Annotated in this window: 21 protein-coding genes and 1 pseudogene; 18 read left to right on the forward strand and 4 right to left on the reverse strand. The window is 47.8% G+C overall.

Annotation, left to right across the window (positions count from 1 at the left end; translation table 11 throughout):
• Positions 1-227 precede the first annotated feature (227 nt).
• The 3 genes from H9I36_RS05015 (at position 228) to H9I36_RS05030 (ending at position 1164) form a co-directional block, all read left to right on the forward strand.
• Entirely contained in the window at positions 228-500 is a 273-nt protein-coding gene (locus tag H9I36_RS05015; protein ID WP_187384282.1) for a type II toxin-antitoxin system Phd/YefM family antitoxin, read from the forward strand.
• Entirely contained in the window at positions 488-805 is a 318-nt protein-coding gene (locus tag H9I36_RS05020) for a type II toxin-antitoxin system RelE family toxin (RefSeq protein ID WP_187384283.1), read from the forward strand. The genes H9I36_RS05015 and H9I36_RS05020 overlap by 13 nt, the downstream gene beginning before the upstream one ends.
• 182 nt (positions 806-987) lie before the next feature.
• On the forward strand, positions 988-1164 hold the full coding sequence (locus tag H9I36_RS05030; RefSeq protein ID WP_255422663.1) for a PIN domain-containing protein: 177 nt from the start codon (positions 988-990) through the stop codon (positions 1162-1164).
• Positions 1165-1352: 188 nt separating this feature from the next.
• Here the strand turns inward: H9I36_RS05030 and H9I36_RS05035 are convergent.
• Positions 1353-1589, reverse strand: a pseudogene (locus H9I36_RS05035) (lysophospholipid acyltransferase family protein); the annotation flags it as partial.
• Between the two features lie 90 nt (positions 1590-1679).
• Here H9I36_RS05035 and H9I36_RS05040 point away from each other — a divergent pair.
• From H9I36_RS05040 to H9I36_RS05075, 8 genes are all read left to right on the forward strand, one after another.
• Positions 1680-1937, forward strand: coding sequence for a type II toxin-antitoxin system HicA family toxin (locus tag H9I36_RS05040; RefSeq protein ID WP_187384285.1), 258 nt, complete (start codon positions 1680-1682; stop codon positions 1935-1937).
• A complete protein-coding gene (locus H9I36_RS05045) occupies positions 1934-2284 on the forward strand; it encodes a type II toxin-antitoxin system HicB family antitoxin (RefSeq protein ID WP_021329492.1) in 351 nt (116 codons plus the stop codon). Before H9I36_RS05040 ends, H9I36_RS05045 begins: the two co-directional genes overlap by 4 nt.
• 336 nt (positions 2285-2620) lie before the next feature.
• Positions 2621-3172: a signal peptidase II gene (gene lspA, locus H9I36_RS05050; RefSeq protein WP_187384286.1), complete on the forward strand. Its 552-nt coding sequence runs from the start codon at positions 2621-2623 to the stop codon at positions 3170-3172.
• On the forward strand, positions 3162-3563 hold the full coding sequence (locus tag H9I36_RS05055) for a hypothetical protein (protein ID WP_187384287.1): 402 nt from the start codon (positions 3162-3164) through the stop codon (positions 3561-3563). Before lspA ends, H9I36_RS05055 begins: the two co-directional genes overlap by 11 nt.
• 12 nt (positions 3564-3575) lie before the next feature.
• The gene (locus H9I36_RS05060; protein ID WP_187384288.1) at positions 3576-4298 is read left to right on the forward strand and encodes a 5'-methylthioadenosine/adenosylhomocysteine nucleosidase; all 723 of its coding nucleotides are present in this window, start codon (positions 3576-3578) and stop codon (positions 4296-4298) included.
• Positions 4299-4321: 23 nt separating this feature from the next.
• Positions 4322-5821, forward strand: a complete 1500-nt coding sequence (locus H9I36_RS05065) for a DUF1538 domain-containing protein (RefSeq protein ID WP_187384289.1) — start codon at positions 4322-4324, stop codon at positions 5819-5821.
• Positions 5818-6465, forward strand: coding sequence for a P-II family nitrogen regulator (locus tag H9I36_RS05070; RefSeq protein WP_187384290.1), 648 nt, complete (start codon positions 5818-5820; stop codon positions 6463-6465). Before H9I36_RS05065 ends, H9I36_RS05070 begins: the two co-directional genes overlap by 4 nt.
• Complete coding sequence (locus tag H9I36_RS05075) at positions 6462-7463, forward strand: biotin--[acetyl-CoA-carboxylase] ligase (protein ID WP_187384291.1); 1002 nt, start codon at positions 6462-6464, stop codon at positions 7461-7463. The genes H9I36_RS05070 and H9I36_RS05075 overlap by 4 nt, the downstream gene beginning before the upstream one ends.
• A gap of 65 nt (positions 7464-7528) precedes the next feature.
• Here H9I36_RS05075 and H9I36_RS05080 read toward each other — a convergent pair whose 3' ends face one another.
• Positions 7529-8077, reverse strand: coding sequence for a C39 family peptidase (locus tag H9I36_RS05080; protein ID WP_255422664.1), 549 nt, complete (start codon positions 8075-8077; stop codon positions 7529-7531).
• 152 nt (positions 8078-8229) lie between these two features.
• Complete coding sequence (locus H9I36_RS05085) at positions 8230-9564, reverse strand: acetate kinase (protein ID WP_187384292.1); 1335 nt, start codon at positions 9562-9564, stop codon at positions 8230-8232.
• Positions 9565-9774: 210 nt separating this feature from the next.
• Between H9I36_RS05085 and H9I36_RS05090 the strand changes: the two genes are divergently transcribed.
• The 4 genes from H9I36_RS05090 (at position 9775) to H9I36_RS05105 (ending at position 14060) form a co-directional block, all read left to right on the forward strand.
• A complete protein-coding gene (locus tag H9I36_RS05090) occupies positions 9775-11040 on the forward strand; it encodes an ABC transporter substrate-binding protein (protein WP_187384293.1) in 1266 nt (421 codons plus the stop codon).
• Positions 11041-11116: 76 nt separating this feature from the next.
• The gene (locus H9I36_RS05095) at positions 11117-11998 is read left to right on the forward strand and encodes a carbohydrate ABC transporter permease (RefSeq protein ID WP_187384294.1); all 882 of its coding nucleotides are present in this window, start codon (positions 11117-11119) and stop codon (positions 11996-11998) included.
• Entirely contained in the window at positions 11995-12837 is an 843-nt protein-coding gene (locus tag H9I36_RS05100) for a carbohydrate ABC transporter permease (protein ID WP_187384295.1), read from the forward strand. The genes H9I36_RS05095 and H9I36_RS05100 overlap by 4 nt, the downstream gene beginning before the upstream one ends.
• A gap of 56 nt (positions 12838-12893) precedes the next feature.
• Positions 12894-14060, forward strand: coding sequence for an aminotransferase class I/II-fold pyridoxal phosphate-dependent enzyme (locus H9I36_RS05105; RefSeq protein WP_187384296.1), 1167 nt, complete (start codon positions 12894-12896; stop codon positions 14058-14060).
• Between the two features lie 364 nt (positions 14061-14424).
• Here the strand turns inward: H9I36_RS05105 and H9I36_RS05110 are convergent, their stop codons facing one another.
• On the reverse strand, positions 14425-15432 hold the full coding sequence (locus H9I36_RS05110) for an ABC transporter substrate-binding protein (RefSeq protein WP_187384297.1): 1008 nt from the start codon (positions 15430-15432) through the stop codon (positions 14425-14427).
• A 159-nt stretch (positions 15433-15591) separates the two neighbouring features.
• On the opposite strand from H9I36_RS05110, the gene H9I36_RS05115 reads away from it, so the two are divergent.
• The 3 genes from H9I36_RS05115 to H9I36_RS05125 all read left to right on the forward strand — a co-directional run bounded on the left by H9I36_RS05115 (position 15592) and on the right by H9I36_RS05125 (position 19789).
• Entirely contained in the window at positions 15592-16638 is a 1047-nt protein-coding gene (locus H9I36_RS05115; protein WP_187384298.1) for a GumC domain-containing protein, read from the forward strand.
• Positions 16639-16640: 2 nt separating this feature from the next.
• Positions 16641-18119: an SLBB domain-containing protein gene (locus tag H9I36_RS05120; protein WP_187384299.1), complete on the forward strand. Its 1479-nt coding sequence runs from the start codon at positions 16641-16643 to the stop codon at positions 18117-18119.
• Between the two features lie 62 nt (positions 18120-18181).
• Positions 18182-19789, forward strand: a complete 1608-nt coding sequence (locus H9I36_RS05125; RefSeq protein ID WP_187384300.1) for an ATP-binding cassette domain-containing protein — start codon at positions 18182-18184, stop codon at positions 19787-19789.
• Positions 19790-19799: the final 10 nt, after the last annotated feature.

Consider the following 19799-nt stretch of genomic DNA (forward strand, 5'->3'; position numbering starts at 1 on the left):
TACTGCTTAACAACAGCGCCATCCGTGGCGGGGATGACGAAGTAAAAGAAGCAGTAACAGCCGGCAGGTGTCAGCTTGCCGGCTGTTTTATATGCAAGGAGCAGTGTTCCAAACCTTTGAGATGAAGAAGCGGGCTCGCGAAAGCTGTAAAATATGCGAACAGGTTTGCCGTTTGCTCTTGCTGTTTTGTACAAAATAATGTACATTATAAGTAATAGGAGGTTTTTATGATTACAACTATGACGATAACAGAAACAAGAAAGAAAATCACATCACTTGAAAATACGATGAATTATGATGATACAATCTCCATTACTAATCATGGGAAAGAAGTATTTGCTTTGATTCGCTGGGATACCTATGAATGTATTCAAGAAACATTGGAAATACTTGCAGACGAGCAATTGTCAAAAGACCTGTCTACCGGAATTAAGCAGATAAATGAAAATAAACTTGTAGATTTTGACACATTTAAGGCGGGTCTGATGTGTACACAATAAAATTAACCCAAATTGCCGCAGAATTTATTGCTAAATTGGACAATAAATCTCAGCAGCAGGTATTGCAAAAGATTGAGGTATTAAAAGAATATCCTCTAAAAGTAGGCAAGCCTTTAAAAGGCAATTTACAAGATTATCGTTCTATTCGTGCCGTTGGACAACGATACAGAATAATTTATCAAGTTAAAGAGAATGAAATTGCGGTTATTATTGTAGCTGTAGGAATCAGGCGAGATGGTGACAAAAAAAGAGATATTTACGAACTAATGAAAAAATATCTGAAAATCGGTTTATTACCGCAATGACAGTAAATAAAATCTGTCCCGGAAAGCGTTTTCGGATAATAAATAACATCATGAGGCCTTTGCATGCTTCCGGTTATAAAACAAAAAAAGAAACGGTTGAAGAAGCTTTAAAACTTTTAATAACATTAAAAAATCAAGCAAGCATAAGAAATTTCCGCGGGAAACTGTTTTAGGATGGTGATTTGGAAAATTTGATTGATTATGTAAGGGGGATTTATGCACCTCATACCGATATGTTGGATAAGGAAATTGCAATACAAGCTGCACATAATTATAGGAAATTGAGAAAGCAGGGCATCATGGTAAGAAAAACAATAGATGGGTATTTGAGCGAAAATCTATACTGTGAATACGATTGAAAATACCGAAGACTTTCAGCGCATTTACCGATGATTGGGGGTATGATGGTGTATTTACCGGCACCCTCTGTGATATAGAATCACTATGTTTTCACAAAGAGGAAAATTAATATAAAATGTCCGATTTGCAAGCTCGGTTCCCGGCTACGCTACACCCGTCCCGTTTCCGCCGCTTCGTGCTGTTCTTCTAAATCCATCATCATATTGTCGGGGGCTTCCGGATTGATGCGGAGGCAGTTACCGTTGATCGACACGAGCAGCATGACGTCGAAGAGGCGCAGATAGCTGTCGATTTCGCGCAGTCCGCGCTTCGTTTCGGGCTTACCCGGTCTGTAGCGCGTCCCGCTCGGGAATACGAGTATCGCCTGACCTCTTTTTTTGCAATCGTCCATAGCGTGCATCGCCGCCAAATTGATTTTGCGCGCGCTGTCGAAAAAAAAGAGGATTACTACAGCAGCTTATAATTACAACCGGAAAACAGTTGCAGTTATAACATATATAGAGTATTATTAGATATGAGCCAAAGAGAAAAACTTATAAAAAGGCTTTTAAATAAACCGGTTGATTTTACATATGATGAATTAAGGAAATTATTAGGAAAACTGGGCTATAAAGAAAGTCAAAGCGGGAAAACGTCAGGTTCTCGAGTAGCGTTTTTTAATGAAAAAACAGGGCACATTATTCGGCTTCATAAACCGCATCCTAAAAATGTATTAAAACAATACCAAGTAGAGCAACTTGTAGAAGAGCTGACAACAAGGGGATTAATATGAAAGATATCTTACAGTATAAAGATTTTATAGGTTCCGTTCATTTCAATGCCGCTGATGAAATCTTTTTCGGAAAAATAGAAGGCATTGACGATCTGGTGTCTTTTGAAGGGAATACGGTCAGTGAATTGAAACAAGCCTTTGAAGAAGCTGTAAATGATTACATAATTTTATGTAAAGCGAGCGGTAAAAGAATAGAGAAATCATACAAAGGCAGTTTTAATGTTCGTATTGCGCCGGAGTTGCATAAAAAGGCGAAACTGCTATCGGTAATGCAAGGTATATCATTAAATCAATTCATACAAAAAGCAGTCGAGCAAGAAGTAATACGTGAATCACTGACTAATTAAGGATTTTTCACCCACTGTGATGGACTTCTGCTTTCACAAAGCGAAGGTCATATATGCCTTACACAGTTCTGGAAAAAGAAATAGCAGTGCTTCCTCCTGCTGCAATAAGTGAAGTTGTTGATTCGGGGATGATCGATTGTCGAAAAGTGCTAAAGATATAATTGAGTCTAATATATGATGTAAAACTATTTGGTAAAAGATATGAAACCTAACAGCCGCGCCAGCCTGACATTTGCTGTGCAATGCATCTGAGCGAATGTTATACGGATTGCCCGGTGGGCAATTTTTTTTCCCCCTGTAGCCTATCGTGTATTTTATCGATATACTTACACTATTATGGATAATCGAACGAAGGCGGAAAGACTGTGGCCGCTCGTGCTGACGCTCGTCGTCGTTGCCGCCGACCAAATCACAAAATATATAGTCGTCAAAACGATACCGCCGTTTACAATCGGCTCGTCCTTTTTCGACGGCATACTGCGCATCGTGCACGTATCGAATACGGGCGTCGCGTTCAGCGTCGGTGACAGCTTGCCGGATACGGCGAGACGTTTTCTATTTGCGATCCTTCCGCTCATCGTCATAGGCGTCGTGTTCTCCGTCTACTTCAGAAACAATACGTTTACGAAGTTGCAGCGGTGGGCGATCTGCGGCATCGTCGGCGGCGGGCTCGGAAATCTCATCGACCGATTTGCGAGATCCGAAGGCGTCGTCGACTTTATCGACGTCGATATCCCGAACATCACAGTGCCCGGATTGTTTTCGCTTGAGCGGTGGCCGACGTTCAACATCGCCGACGCATCGATCGTTGTCTGCTGCGCCGTGCTCATCGTTTCGTTTATGAAAACGGCCGGTGCGGAAAACAGGGAAAGTCAAAATGGAAGATAATAATTATTCGGATATCGACCGTATGGAAATCGAAGCGGAAAAAAAGCGGCGCGAAGCGATTATTAAAAAAAACGAGATAAAGCGCAATACGATTCTTTTTACGATCGCAAGCTGCATCGTTCAAGTGATCCTCATGCTTGCTCTGATGACGGCGCTGTACATCCTCGCAGCTGTTTTGAGCTATCGCGTTTTACACTTGGAATCCGCGTTCCCGATTCAAATCGCTTCTCCGCTCGTATTTATCGGCGGGATGATTTTCGGTTTTATCCTGCATAAAAAGATCATGTATGTGATTATCGATAGATTGAATCTGTACGATAAACTGCAAAAAGGGCTCGGCGATTATTACCGTCCCCGCAAAGCGCGGGATAAAAAGCAGGTTGATTATTAAATCGGGGTATCTATGAAAAAGATCGGCATTATCGGTGCCATGGAAGTCGAAGTGCAGACGCTTACATCTTCCATGACCGGAGAAGACGGAACAGGCGATGCAAAATTAATAAAATCAGCACATCTTTCGTTTTACGACGGCATGCTTTCGGGTGTCCGCGCGGTCGTCGTAAAAAGCGGTGTCGGCAAAGTGAACGCGGCTCTCTGCGCCGAGCGCCTCATATCGGAATTCGGCGTAACGCATATCGTAAATACCGGTATAGCCGGTGCGGCTTCCTCGTCTCTCGACGTCTTAGACATCGTCGTTTCAACGGATGCGATGTATCACGATGTCGACGCAACTCTTTTCGGTTATAAACCCTGCGAAATACCGCAGATGGATACGTACCGCTTTCCTGCGGATGAAAATTTAATCAGGGCTGCCGAAAAAGCGTTTGCAAAAACCGATGCGGCAAAAAAACATAGGTTGTTAAAGGGACGGGTCGCATCCGGTGATCAGTTTATCGCGAGCGGAAAAACGAAGAGGCGCATAAAGGAACTGTGCGATCCCGCGTGTATCGAAATGGAGGGCGCCGCAATCGCGCATACTTGCTATGTGAACGATGTACCCTTTGTGATCATCCGCGCCATGTCGGATGCCGCCGACGACAACGGCGGAAAAGCGATTGCGTTCAACGAAAAAGCGGCCGCCGAAGAGAGCGCTGCCATCGTTATTGAAATGATGAAATTATTATAATCGGAGTGTGTACTTAAGCATCTATGAACCTTTTTGCAAAATTTAAAGAGACGGCATCTTCCGTGCTTCCCGTTATGGCCATCGTGCTCATACTCGGCGTCACTGCAGCTCCTCTCGGAAGCGATCTGCTTTTGCGATTTTTCGCCGGCGGCATTTTGCTTATCACGGGGCTGACGATTTTTTTGCTCGGCGTCGACGTCGGCATTCTTCCGCTCGGAGAGCAGGGCGGTTCGGAGCTGACAAAGCGGCGGAATCTTCCGCTCTTGCTCGGCGCGTCATTTCTCATCGGTTTTCTCGTCACCGCGTCGGAGCCCGATATCCAAGTGCTCGCCGATCAGGTGCGGAGCGTTTTCCCTCTCGTAAACAAAACGCTTTTTATCTTTATGATAGCGGGGGGCGTTGGGCTGTACATCATGTTCGGACTCTTGCGCACTGTCATGCACTTGTCGCTGAAAATAATCCTCGCGATTTCATACGTCGTTATCTTTATAATGGCGTTTGCAGCTCCGCAAAGCTTTATCGGTATCGCCTTCGATTCGGGCGGAGCAACGACGGGACCGATGACGGTGCCCTTTATCATGGCGCTCGGCATCGGCGTTTCATCCGCGCGCATGAATTCGAAAGGGGGATCGAGCGATTCTCAAAGCGATAATTTCGGACTCACGGGTATGGCTTCCGTCGGACCGATCATGGCGGTGCTGCTTTACGGTTTGGTGCTTTCTCATCACGCCGGTACCGTTTCCGAAACGGCTGCAGCGGGCGCGAGCGGAGAAGCGGTGCAGGGACTCGGCGCATTTACTGCGGTGCTGCCTCATATCGTACAGGAAGCGGCTCTTTCGCTTCTTCCCGTCGTCACTCTCTTTGTCGTGTTTCAGATTTTTTTGCTCCGCCTGCCGCCGCGTCGAGTCGCGCGTATGATCGCGGGTTTTATCTATAGCTATATCGGACTCGTTATCTTTCTCATCGGCGTCAACGGCGGTTTTATGACGGCCGGCCGGAGACTCGGGGAATTGCTCGGCATGCGTGCAGCTCAAAGCGGCGGACTGTGGACTGTCCTCCTTATCGGCACGGGGCTCCTTATCGGTGCGGTTGTCGTATGCGCAGAACCCGCCGTATGGGTACTCACCGATCAGGTCGAATCGATTTCCGGCGGTACGATAAAACGAAAAGCGCTCCTCGTCTTTTTGTCGGCCGGAGCTGCGATCGCGATAGGGCTTGCGATGGTACGGGCTCTTACCGGATTCAACATCATGTACATCCTCGTACCCGGCTATGCGACGGCTCTTATATTGATGCTCTTTTGTCCGAAGCTCTTTACCGGTATCGCTTTCGATTCCGGCGGCGTCGCGTCGGGGCCCATAAGTTCGACCTTTGTACTTTCGTTCGCACTCGGCGCATCGCAGGCGGCCGGCGGCAGCTCCGATGCGTTCGGCGTTATTGCACTTATCGCCATGACGCCGCTTATCGCGATCCAAGTGCTCGGCCTCGTATTCCATCATAAAAAGAAGAGAGGAGAAAAATGACAGTATACAATTTAATAATCTGTATCGTTCCGCACGACGAAGGCGAGTTTATCACAAAGACTGCGGTAAGCGCGGGAGCGGGCGGCGGAACGGTTATGATGGGGCGAGGTACGACGGCGAGCGGCGTGCTGCATGCGTTGGCTCTCGGCGATATGCCCAAAGACATCGTATACATACTCGTTCCCGCAGAAAAAAAATCCGATATTGTCGGTGCGATCGCCGCCGCATCGGAGACGAAAAAGAAAAAATTCGGCGTACTTGTTACGACCGATGCGGCGAAATTATTAAAAACCGGAAAGGTTTCGGGAGGCGACGATTATATGGTTCAAAAGACGACACATCAAATGATCACCGTAATTGCAAATAAAGGTTATGCGGACGATATTATGGCAGCGGCGCGGAAAGCGGGAGCTGGCGGCGGCACGGTCATCAATGCGCGGGGAACGGCGACTCCGGGAGATGCGAAATTTTTCGGTATGGAAATCATCCCCGAAAAGGAGATGATATTCATCATTATCGATGCCGAAAAGCTCGACGGTGTTTTCGAAGCCGTCCGCACGCTGCCCTGCCTTGCCGAGCCCGGAAGCGGCATCGCGTTTTGCACTCCGGTCGGCGACTTTACCATCCTCGGAAAAAAATCATGAAAACCGCCGATGCCGTACTGAGTGCGCTTTCAAAGCCCGAGACGGCAGACGGTTTTATTTCAGGCGAAGCGCTTGCCGAACGCTCGGGCGTCTCCCGGCAGGCAGTGTGGAAAGCGGTAAAGCAGCTGCGTTTGCAGGGGACCCGGATCGAAGCCGTGACGAACAGAGGTTATCGTCTTACGGGAGCGGGCGGTCTCCTTTCGGAAAAAGCCGTCGCTTCGCTTATCGATGAGGCGTTCGGCGCGCGCGTTTACGTCTATCAAAAAATCGATTCGACGAATACCGAAGCGAAGCGGCGTCTGGCGGAAACTTCCGACGTGCGCTCCCTCGATCACACCGTTATCGTCGCGTCTTCTCAAACGGCCGGCCGCGGGAGACTCGGACGTGCATTTTATTCGCCGGACGGTTCGGGTTTGTATCTTTCGATCATCTATGCGCCGAAGGAAAAAATCGAATCGCCTGCGCTCCTGACCGCGACGGCGGCAGTCGGCGTATGCCGCGCACTCCTTTCGGTTTACGAAGCCGATGCAAAGATCAAATGGGTAAACGATATTTTTATGCGCGGCAAAAAAGTTTCGGGCATCCTCACCGAAGGTCTTACCGATTTTGAGCGCGGCGGCATATCGTGCGCGGTCGTCGGCATCGGTGTAAATATCGCACCGCAAAATTTTCCGCGTGCCATCGCAGACATTGCAACTTCCGTCCTCGAAGACAAAGACGCGGATACGAAGCGAAGCGCGCTTGCAGCGGCGATCGTAAACGACGTGCTTTCGATTTACGATTCCGGCAAAAAAGGTTTTGTCCGCGCGATGGAAGAATATCGAGAGCGTTCGATGCTGACGGGAAAAACGGTGACCGTACACCCTGTTGTAGACGGAGCGGAAGCGTATGAAGCGGAAGTGTTGGATGTCGGCGAGGACGCGAAACTGATCGTAAAAACCGGAGACGGGAAAACGCGCTTTCTCGACAGCGGAGAGGTAACGCTTCATTCGCACTGACCAGGGATGCACTTCTATGATTTTAAGATCGAATCGAGCGGAATTTGTAAGCAAAGATGATGCATTCACAGACTGCACACTGCCGCCCAATTTCTGAAAAACAGTTTGTAGCCGCCGCTATCCCATAAGTCAAGAAATTCTTCATACGAATAATATCGATTTCCGCTGCGGCATTTTTTATCGATGACGGTTTTTCGCGGATTTTCGATGTTCTTTTCCTGCAGCGAGTCATACAGCATAAAGCCGTTTTCATCATATCCCAAAACCGTTACATAGTGTTGAATATGATGCACTTTTATTAAAACGATTACCGGAAAACCTTTGTCGACAGTTTGTTGAAGCCAACATATCTTTTCTTTTTCCGTCTTGTTTTTCAAAACATATTCTTTCGTTTTTATCGCATACGAATTTAATAATTTTACGACGCCGCGCGGGAATGTGAGGTTTTTATATATTCTCCACGATATTTCGCTTGCAAGCAGCTCGGGAGAAATTTTTTCGTTTTTCAAGATATTGATGACTGCCATAACCGAATACGGGCCGCAATTATTCAATGTTTGCCGATAGAGCAGATCGGCATCGAGCGGCAAATTGCGGCTTATTTCATGATGCATCGGTTTTATTATTACGCGAGATGGGAGAGCTCTTCCGAAAATCGATAAAAATATGATTAGAAAAAGAAAAGGTATGATTGCTATTACTGCGGGTTTTATCTTCATATTAAAAAACGGGATGCGGCTCGGCATCCCGTTTGCATCTTTTTTGCTTACGGACGCGCGATGATGTCCGCGAGGTGCGGGCGTTTTGCCAAATCCTTCGGCAAAAGCTCTTCGCGCGCTTTGTTGACGTATTTCGGATCTTGGAAGCTGTACGTAAACTTCGTGTGGATGTCGTACGTACCTTTCATGAGCGCGTACGCGTCTTCGGTCATGACAAGTTCTTCATCCGTCGGGATAACGAAGATTTTCGTTTTGCTGTCGTCGGCGCTGATGCACGTTTCCGCGTTTCCGGTGTTCGACCATTCGTTTTTCTGTGCATCGATTTTGATGCCGAAATCTTCCAATCCTTCGAGGCTTTTTCCGCGCACGATCGGTGAGTGTTCTCCGATACCCGCCGTAAACACGACCGCATCCACGCGACCGAGAGCGGCTTTGTATGCGCCGATGTATTTCTTCAAGCGGTACGTAAACATTTCGATCGAAAGAGCGGCGAGTTTATCGCCCGATGCCGCAGCGTCTTCGATGTCACGGCCGTCCGTGTATTTTCCGTCCGTGATGCCGAGCAAGCCGCATTGCTTGTTGAGCGCCGTATCCATCTCTTCTGCGCTCATGCCGGTTTTGCGCATGATGTAAAACGGGAGCGCCGCATCTATGTCGCCGCATCTCGTGCCCATGACGAGCCCTTCCAGCGGCGTAATGCCCATAGACGTATCGAAACATACGCCGCCTTTTACCGCGCATACCGATGCACCGTTTCCGAGGTGGCAGATTATTAAATTCGTGTCTTTCGGCTGTTTGCCGAGCAGCACCGCAGCGCGTTTCGACGTGTACATAAATGACGTGCCGTGGAAGCCGTAGCGGCGCGCGTGATATTTTTCGTACCATTCGTGCGGGATCGCATACATATACGACGCTTCGGGCATCGTCTGGTGCCAGGCTGTATCCATGACGGCGCAGTGCGGAACCTTCGGCAGCACTTTTTGCGCGGCTTCGATACCCATGATATTTGCAGGATTGTGCAGCGGTCCCAAGTCCTGTACTTCACGGAACGTATCGAGTACGGCCGGCGTGATGATGACGGACTTTGTGAATTTTTCACCGCCGTGGAGTACGCGATGGCCCACCGCTCCGATAGCGCTCATGTCTTTGATGACGCCGACTTTTTCGTCGGTGATTTCTTTCATGATAAGTTCGATCGCTTCTTTGTGTGTCGGGCAGGGACTTTCGATTTTGTGTTTGTCGGCGCCGACGCAATGCGTGATAACCGAACCCGGGCGGCCGACACGTTCTACGATACCCGTGCACAAAACGGATTTATCGTCCCAGTCGTAAACTTGGTACTTTGCGGAAGATGAACCGCAGTTAAGCGTTAGAATAACCATACTCGCTTCCTTAATAAAAAATTGTGTGTAATATTATAAAAGTATTTGCCGTTCTCCGCAAGTCTCCATATATGCTCCTTATAAAACTGTCACGCGTCACGTGTCCGCGATATCACGTGTCTTCGATCTGTGTCTTCGATCTGTTGACAAATTTCAAATATCGGACTTATAATTGGTGCAATTCTCATTCGTCAATTCTGGAGGCTTTGAATGAAAAAACTGCTAACGTGCATCTTTTTTTGCACATCGTTATTTGCATTCTTTTCATGTGCAAAAAAAGAGCAAAAAACGACGCTGAATTTTTTGGAAACGATGACCGCTCCCGATCGCACCGCGATTATCAAACAGATAATTGCCGATTTCGAGCAGCAGCATCCGAACGTCACAATCAACCTTATCTCTCCGCCGTATGATCAGGCGCAAAACAGAGCATCGCTCATGCTCACAAACGAAGATCCGCTCGATATCATCGAAGTGCGCGATTACGATGTGCGGCAATATGTCAATAACGGAAAATTAACGAATCTCGAAGACATGATTGCGAAATGGGATGAAGGCAAAGATTTGCTTCCCATCACGATGGCGTGTGCACGGACGACGGACAATACGGCCTACATTCTGCCGCAGTTTTTGTATGTCAAAGCGCTTTTCATCCGTACCGATATCCTTGCGGCGAACGGCATTACGGAAGCGGATTATCCGAAGACAAACGAAGAACTCTATGCGCTGTGCCGTAAAATCACGAACCCTGCAAAAAATCAATTCGGTTTCGATTTCAGAGGTAAAGCGAACGAATTCAAAATTTCCGATCTGCTCATCCTCGCCGATGTCGATAACATCGATCCGAACAATGTATACAAAACGCTCGACGGCAAATTCTCATTCGCGGAACCGAGCGCACTTTCCGCATTGAAAGATTATATCGCCATGTTCAAATCAAGCGTTCCTTCCGACGGAATCAACTGGGCGTTCAACGAACAGGTCAACTCCTTCGTTTCCGGTATAACGCCTTTCCTCATTCAGGATCCGGATACGGTCGGTTTGCTCGACACGCAGCTCGGACGCGACAAGTACACCGTCATTCCGCTCACCGTCGGCAAGAGCGGCAAGGCCCCGATCGATTACGGCTATGCATCGCTTTCGATCCCGTCGTATTCGAAGAACAAAGAACTCGCATGGGAGTTCATCTCGTATATGTCTTCGGCGAAAGTGAATGCCGAACTGTGCAAAAAATACGGTCCGCTGCCGACACACATTTCAACATTTAAAGACGATCCGTATTTTTCTACGGGCGTTTACAAAGCGTGGGATGTACAGTTCAGCTCTCCGGATAAATATCTGCTCGTCAAGTTTCCGCTCGACGATGAAAAATGGCCGGGCTGGCCGCAGGCGCACGAGCAATATATGCAGTCGGCATTGCTCGGAAATATTTCAGCGGCAGATCTCATTCAAAAAAGTACAGACTACTGGAAATAATTAATTGTTAAATGTAAACGGGAAAGGATGTCGAAAATCACCGTTCTTTCCCGTTAATCTATCTAAGAGGATTACAATGAAATATCACAACCGCGTCTACAGGCTTATGGTGCTGCCTGTTTTTATTATTTTGACGCTGTTTATGTACTGGCCGGTTTTACGCGGCGGTTTTATTGCGTTTCAGCATTATACGCTTTTTGATTTATCAAAAGTCAGATTTAACGGTTTCGATAATTTTTTAGCGATAATTAAGGATGCCGATTTTCCGTTTTTTCAAATTTTATTAAATACCCTGATATGGCTTTTCGCTTCGTTGATTCTTCAATTTATTCTGGGATTTTCGCTTGCCCTGTTATTGCAAAAACCGTTTCCGCTGCGCGGTTTATACAGCGGACTCGTATTTTATTCGTGGACACTGTCGGGCTTTGCGATCGGTTTGGTTTGGGCATGGATTTTCAACGGTCAGTTCGGTCTCGCAAACGATATACTGCTGCGGATCGGACTTATAGAATCTCCGATCGGTTTTCTTTCGAATCAAAAGATCGCGATTTTCTCCGTCGTCATAGCGAACGTGTGGTACGGCGTACCGTTTTTTGCAATCATGCTGCTTGCCGCACTGCAATCCATTCCGAAAGAACTGTATGAATCCGCCGAACTTGACGGTGCAGGTCCCTTTGTGCGCATGTTCGGTATAACGATTCCCTATATTTTACCGACCATCATCAGTACGACGCTTCTGCGTACCATGTGGATCATGAATTTTCCCGACATCATCTATGCGATGACGGGAGGAGGTCCGGCAAACAGCACGAATATTTTAGCCACGCAAATGATCAACAAAATTCAAAAAAGTTACAACTACGGTCAGGGTTCCGCCGTCGGTGTAATGATAATATTCATATTATTGCTCTACGCGATAGTATATTTGAAAATCGTAAACAAAGGAGCGGACAAATGAAAAAAAACGGTGTCGTGGAATTCAGATCCGCATTTCGCATCTTTGCACTGGCTCTTTTTCTCATCGTCGCAATAGCGCCGTTGTATTGGATCATCGTCACATCTCTTAAAGGACCGCGCGAAATTTATTCCAATCCGATAAAATATTTTCCGAGCCGTATCACTTTTGAAAGCTATAAAAAACTTTTCAGCTTCAGCAATTTCGGCAATTATTTTTTTAACAGCGTCGTACTGTCTGTCGGAGCGGCTTTTGCCGCGCTTATGATAAGTATGTTCAGCGGCTTTGCCCTGTCGCGCTACAAACGTCCGCGCGAACGGAACAGGATCGTTCTCGCGTTTTACTTTACGCAGATGATTCCCAATTTTATAATCATGATGCCGCTGTACACGATGATGGCGAAGATGCACCTTACGGATAATCTGGTAACGATGGGCGTACTTTATACCGCAACGTCGGTTGCATTCAGCACGATTATGGCAAAGAGTTTCTTTGACAATATTCCGTCGGCGTTGGAAGAAGCCGCGCTGATCGACGGGTGCAACACGCTTCAAGCGATATTTTACGTCATCGTGCCGGTTATGTTTCCCGGTCTCGCTGCAATTTTTTCTTTCTCTTTTGTTAATATTTGGAACGAACTGTTTTTAGCGGTGATGTTTTTATCGTCGGAAACAAAAATGACGATTCCCGTCGCGCTCAATTCGTTTATTTCGAAAGCGGGCGTTTCATGGGATATACTCAGTGCGGGGATCGTGATCGCTCTTCTTCCCACGATGATCATCTTTGCCTTTACGCAAAAGTACATCGTCGCAGGGTTGACCGAAGGCAGTGTAAAAGAATAGGGCATATCTGAAAACTGAAGTTTTTGGAAGTTCCCGATAAATTTGGAGGCATGATTATGGAAAAGGATATCACCGAGATCCTTCATCACATGGGAGAAGATGCACTCCCGCTCAACGCGGTAAGCCCGCCGATTTTTCAAACATCGATATTCTGTTTCAAATCGTTCGACGATTTTAAGGGTGCGCTTGCGGACGAACCGTCGCACTTTATTTATTCGCGCGGAAATAATCCGACGGTCAACCTGCTCGAAGAAAAGATTGCCGCGCTTGAGCACGGCGAACGGGCAAAGCTCGTTTCGTCGGGAGTCGCAGCGATCTCCGCTGCCGTCATGGCTTTTCTGAAAACGGGCGATCATGTCGTCGCAGTGCGGGACAGTTATTCGTGGGCGAAATATTTATTTACGACGTATTTGGCCCGCTTCGGCATCGAAACGACGTATGTTGACGGTACCGATCCGGAAGATTTCGAACGCGCCGTAAAACCGAATACGAAACTGTTTTATCTTGAAAGCCCGACGACATTCACATTCAAATTACAGAATCTTTCCGCCGTCGCACAAATTGCCAAAAAGCACGGTATCAAAACCGTCATCGACAATACATGGTGTACGCCGATTTTTCAAAACCCGATCGATTGCGGCATCGACCTTACCGTGCATTCCGTAACGAAATATATGGGCGGAAACAGCGACGTCGTCGCAGGCGTCATAGTCGGTTCCGACGAAGACGTCAAAAAGATTTTTGAAAGCGAATTCCAGCTGCACGGCACCGTTCCCGATCCCTTTATGGCATGGCTCGTTTTGAGGGGACTGCGGACGCTGCATATCCGTATGCCGGTGCATTTTGAAAATGCAAAGAAAGTTGCGGCGTATTTACAGAGCAGAAGCGAAGTCGAAGACGTGTTGTATCCGTTTTTGCCTTCGTATCCGCAATACGATCTTGCAATGAAACAGATGCGAGGCGGCGCCGGTCTTTTTTCGTTCAGATTCAAAACGCGCAAGCTCGATGAGATACGAAAATTCACCGATGCTCTGAAGATGTTTAAACGCGCGGTAAGCTGGGGCGGTTATGAAAGCCTCGTCGTTCCGGCAGCCGTTTCCCGGTATCCGAACGATGTTATTCCCGATGACAGGATTTCGCTGATACGGCTGCATATCGGACTTGAAACGGCGGACAGTCTCATCTCCGATCTCGATGCGGCGATCGCGGCGATGAAATCGTAATACGAATTTTATTCGTGCGGAGGGTTTAATACCCCGACGCACGAATAAAATATTTTTCACAAGTTCAATTTAAACCGTTCCTTAAAATTCAACAGTCGAACAAAATATCAATTTTGGAGACTGTTGAATTGGTGCGCGTAAGCGCACAATTAATAAGCGATGTTTCGGCTTCGTCCGAAACTCGAAGTTAAATTGAACGGCGCAATTTCAGACGTTCAATTTAAACCTTCCTTAAAATTGCACAGCGAGTAAATCTTCGGATTTAGGAGCCGTGCAATTAGTGCGCGCAAGCGCACCGTTAATAAGCGATGTTTCGGCTTCGTCCGAAACTCGAAGGTAAATTGAACGGCGCAATTTCAGACGTTCAATTTAAACCTTCCGTCAATTTTCCGTTTTTGTAAATATAATTCGCGCTGTCCGCATATTTTTTCGGAATCGCAATACCGCATGCGGCTGCCGCATCGACGTCGATGAGCAGATCGCTGTCGCTCGGCTCGGTCATAAAGCGGATCGGCATATCCGCAGGTTTCGCACCGCGCAAAATCTCTACGACCATTTCGCCCGTTGCGCGCCCGGCTTTATAATAATTAAAACCGCTTGCCATAAAGATACCGCCGTTTTTCGCTCCCGTCACGTCGCCTGAAAAGATCGGTTTTTTCGCTTTGGCAAAAACGTTTACGACGGCGGGAAGTGCGCTGAACACCGTGTTATCGGTTGAAAGATACAGACCGTCGACGCGCTTTACAAGCGTTTCGGCCGCCTGCTTTACTTCCGACGAATTCGTAATCGCCTGCGTTACAAGCGCAAGCCCCTGTTCGGCGCATCCCTTTTTAACAAGGTTGAGCGCGCTTGCCGAATTGGCTTCATTGCTCGTGTAGATGTAGCCTAGCGTTTTGATACCCGCGACTTCTTTAAATAATGCAATATGCTGATCGGTCGGAATCGCGTCGCTCATGCCGGTTACGTTGCGCTCTCCGTGAGCCGTCGTCGATACGAGTCCCGCGCCGACAGGATCGGTGATCGTTCCGAATACGACCGGCACGTCTTTGATCGTATTCGCAAGCGCGACGGCAACCGGAGTTGCGATACCGACGGCAACATCGACTCGCTCGTCGCGATAGCGCGATGCGATTTGGGCGGCCGTGTTTACGTCTCCGTTTGCGTTTTGCAAATCGTAGTTTGCTTTGATGCCCGATTCATTGATCACATCCATGATGCCCCGCTCGATATCGTCGAGCGCTTGGTGCTGCACGATTTTCGCAATTCCGATTTTATACGTTTTGCCTGAAGAAGGTGCATCCGCACCTCCCATCGCCGATACCGTACCCGCCGCAAACACCGCCGCCGTTAAAGCCGCACATAATTTTTTCATACAACGCTCCTTTTATACATCCGCACTCTGCGGATCGATTTTATTTGTTTCTACAAACAGTAACAACAGTATAATACTATTTATAGAAACATGTCAAGAGCTCGAAATACCTGATAGATATGTATTGTAAAATTACATATTAGTTATATAATATCCGGTATGGAAAATTCTTCGGAACAAAAAAATGTATCGCAGGCTTCGCAGGACGATGAGATTTCGCTTATCGATCTCTTTGCCGTTTTGTTGGAGTATAAAAAACTTATCATTTTAATAACGGTCTTTGTTGCCGCCGCAGCTCTTTCGTTTTCCGTTCTGTCGCTCATTCTCCCGACGGAAAAGTCTCCACTTCCGAACATATATACATCGGAAGCGCTTATGCTCATAAACGATTCGTCGTCTTCAGGCGGCTCTCTTTCTTCGATGCTGAGTTCAAGCGGCATGAGCGGACTTTCCAGCCTCATGGGGCTTGCGAATCTTTCGAAAGGCTCGACGTTCAGCGCGCTCGCCGTCTATATTGCCGGAACGAATACCTATCTCGATGCGATCATCGATAAGTTCGATCTTACCGCGCGTTATAAAATAAAAAAATTTCAAAAAGCCGAAACGCGAAAAGCGTTGAAAAAATATTTGACTGCCGAATTCGATGATAAATCGGGCGTGTTTTCGCTTGCATTTTCGGATACGGATCCCGTTTTTGCCGAATCGGTTGCAAACTTTGCGGCGGACTATATGGAAACCGTTTTTACGTCGCTCGGCATCGATAAGCATAAACTTGAAAAAAAGAATCTCGAAGAAAATATCGATATAAGCTATCGGCAAATCCTTTCGCTTGCGAAGCAGATTCGGGAAAACGAAAATGCGGCTTCATATCGCTATAATCCGGACGGTTCTCTCGTTGTAGAAAATGCTTTGCGTTCATTGGAATTGTCAGCGCAGGAACAGGTGTACAAGCAGCTTAAAACGCAGTACGAACTTTTAAAAGTACAGATGGCGAGCGAAACGCCTGTCTTTCAAATATTGGAACGCGCGGAAGTACCGGATAGAAAGTCAAAACCTTCCCGCGGCAAGCTGTGTATAATAGCGACTTTTGCCGCTTTTTTTATTTCGGTATTTATCGCTTTTGCATTGAACGCGGTGGAAAATATCAAACGCGATCCCGAAGCCGTAAAAAAGCTTTCAGCTTCGTTGGGTAAAAATCGGAAATAATTATGAAGAAATATTTTTACGTTTTTGTCTTTTTCTTTTGCGTGTCGATTTTTACGCGCACGGTAAACGGGTACGAACTTTACGCAGCCGATCCGATAACTGTGGGGAATTCTACGGTGACTTCGAACGCATCGATTGCGATGTCCTCGTCCGACTATCTTGTTACCGCGGGAGATATCTATACACTCGCGTTCGCGGTAAACGGAAATGTCGTAAGCTATGCCATACCGGTCGATGCTTCATACCGCATCCGTGTGGCAAATATTACGACGATCAATGTTGCGGGAAATACGTTTTTGCGTCTCAAACAGAGAGTGGAAGAACTCGTTACGCAAAACTATCCTATGAGCGGAGTGCAGTTTGCGCTTACATCTCCTGCGGCATTTAAAGTCGTCGTCGACGGAGAAGTAAAGGAAACGGCAATCAAACAGGCGTGGGCGCTCTCTCGTCTTTCCGATGTCATCGCGGGAACGCTCACCGATTATGCGTCTACGCGCGATATCGTTATTACAGACGAAAACGGAAAAAAGAGCACATACGATATTTTCAAAGCTTCCCGCTTCGGCGATCTGTCGCAGAATCCCTACGTGCGTCCGGGCGACCGCGTCACTGTCGCGAGGATGAATCGGAAAGTTACGGTTCGCGGAGCCGTCGAGCGGCCGGGTACTTACGAATTGCTCGAAGGGGAAAATTTAAAGTGCCTCGTGGAATATTACGGGGGAGGGCTTACGGCACGGGCGGATACGAATCGCATGGAGCTTTCGCGGGCGTCCGATCATACTGATCCTGCGGGTGAAATACTGTATTTGAACGGTACGGCAATTGCATCGGATTATGCGCTTGTATGCTATGATACGCTCAATATTCCGACGTATGCCGAATTGAAACCGGTTATGTTTATCGAAGGTGCGCTTTCATCTGCGACCGGTACATCGCTTGATGCATCTACAAGGATTCCCGTCGTATTTGAAACGGGAGAAAACTACGGTACGCTCGTACGGCGCAATAAAGACCGTTTTTCACCGACGGCGGATATGAAAAACGCATACATACTTCGAGGAGGAAAACCCATTCCCATCGATATCAATCAAATGCTCTATGACGCTTCCTATTATGGAAATGAAATCGTACAACCCAACGATACGCTTATCATACCGTTCAGACAATACTTCGTTTCCGTCGCAGGAGCAGTAGCGCGGCCGGGCAGGTATCCCTATATTCCCGATCGTACATGGGAATATTATATCGGTCTCGCAGGCGGCTTTGTAAATGAAAAAAATTCGGGAAAAGCGATAACGATACGCGACATGAAAGGAAAAAAAATGCGTAAAACCGATCCCATCACACCCGAAACGACGATTACCGCTTCGGCCAATTCGTTTACGTATTATTTCGGTTTATATGCGCCGGTTATTACGACCGTACTTTCGGCCGTTTCGACGACGGTGACGATTCTCATCGCAACGAAGAATATGCGTTAGACTCGATCGCAAGACTCGATCATTTCATACACATTTCGGCATTTTTGCGTTATACTGATACAATGCAGCGCGCGCTCATCACACTGGAAAATTGCCGCATCGAAAACGCAAAGCGCATATTGATCGCGTCCGTTTCGTGGACTATGCGGACGGGCGAAGTGTGGCTTGTCACGGGATCGAACGGCGGAGGAAAAGCGGCTTTCCTTTCGGCGCTTGCGGGGGAACTCGGTATCGTAGCGAACGACGGCGAGACGAGCGGCCGAGTTTTTTCCGAATTTAATAATTCTGCGGAAATCGTTTCACTTGAACGCGCAGCCGCCCTTATCCAAGAAGAGCGTGAGAACGACGAAAGCGAATACTGCGAGGGTGGAGTCGATATCGGACGGACGGGGCGGGCATTTATCGCGGAAGCGCTTACAGACATCGACAAAAAAAAATCCGTTCCGCCCGAACTCCTCGATTCGATCGCAGAGCATCGGGCGGTAAAATTATGCGGCATCGAAGCGGTACTCGAGCGCGGGCTGAAATATATGTCGACCGGAGAGATCCGCCGCACGCTGCTCGCCCGTGCCCTCGTTTCAGAAAAAAAGTTGTTAATTTTAAGCGAGCCGTTTGCGGGGCTCGATGCGGAAAGCCGTACGATCCTCAAAAACTTTTTCAATGAGATTGCCCTCGAACAGCGCGCCGAACGCGCATCGAACGAAGCGAACCCCTATATCATCCTCGGTGCGGAACGTTATACCGAAATTCCCGATGCCGTAACGCACGTGATCGAATTTAACGAGGGTGCACTTTCATTTTGCGGGACGCGAGGCGATTACGAAAAAATTCTCAAAGAACGCAAAACCGAAAACGAAAAAACGAGAGGTGCCGACAAGGCGGCATTTGCCCGACAAATTATTAATCTTCAAAGCGATTTGAAAATGGCGGATGACGATTCCGCTTCGCAAGGAAAGACGCAATCGGATCGCCGCGTGCTTATCGAAATGCATCGCGTCAACGTCGGATGGGACGGACGCGCCGTGCTTAGCGATTTGAACTGGACGCTGTACGAAGGCGAACACTGGCTCATCAGAGGTCCGAACGGTTCGGGCAAAACGACTTTTCTCGAATTGATAACCGGCGACAATATGCAAGTGTATTCGAACGACGTGCGCGTATTCGGCTCTCGGCGCGGAAGCGGTGAAACGATGTGGGATATCAAAGCGAAACTCGGCATCGTATCATATCGGATGCACGTCGAATACCGCATGCTCGGAGGAACGGCGCTGCACGACGTCGTCGTTTCGGGATTCCGCGATTCGATCGGCCTATACGGAAAAGCGACCGATATGGAAACGGCGGCTGCGGAAAAGTGGCTTTCGCTCGGCGGGTTTTCCGGCCGCGGAAGTGAAACTTTTTCCGCACTCAGCTACGGCGAACAGCGCGCCGTATTGATTTTACGCGCCGCGGTAAAATGCCCGCTCATCCTCGTACTCGACGAACCCTGTCACGGTCTCGACGAAAGTCACCGGCGAAGGGTGCTTGACTTGCTCGAAACGATCGCACAGAGCGGTACGACGACGCTGCTGCACGTGACGCACGAAAGCGACGAAGCGCTCGCGTGCGAAAAACACATACTCGAATTCCATCCGGGCAAAACGCCGATGTATACGATATTAACGATATAAATAACAGGAG

It is taken from the genome of Treponema sp. Marseille-Q4130 (genome assembly GCF_014334325.1).
Taxonomy (GTDB): Bacteria; Spirochaetota; Spirochaetia; order Treponematales; family Treponemataceae; genus Treponema_D.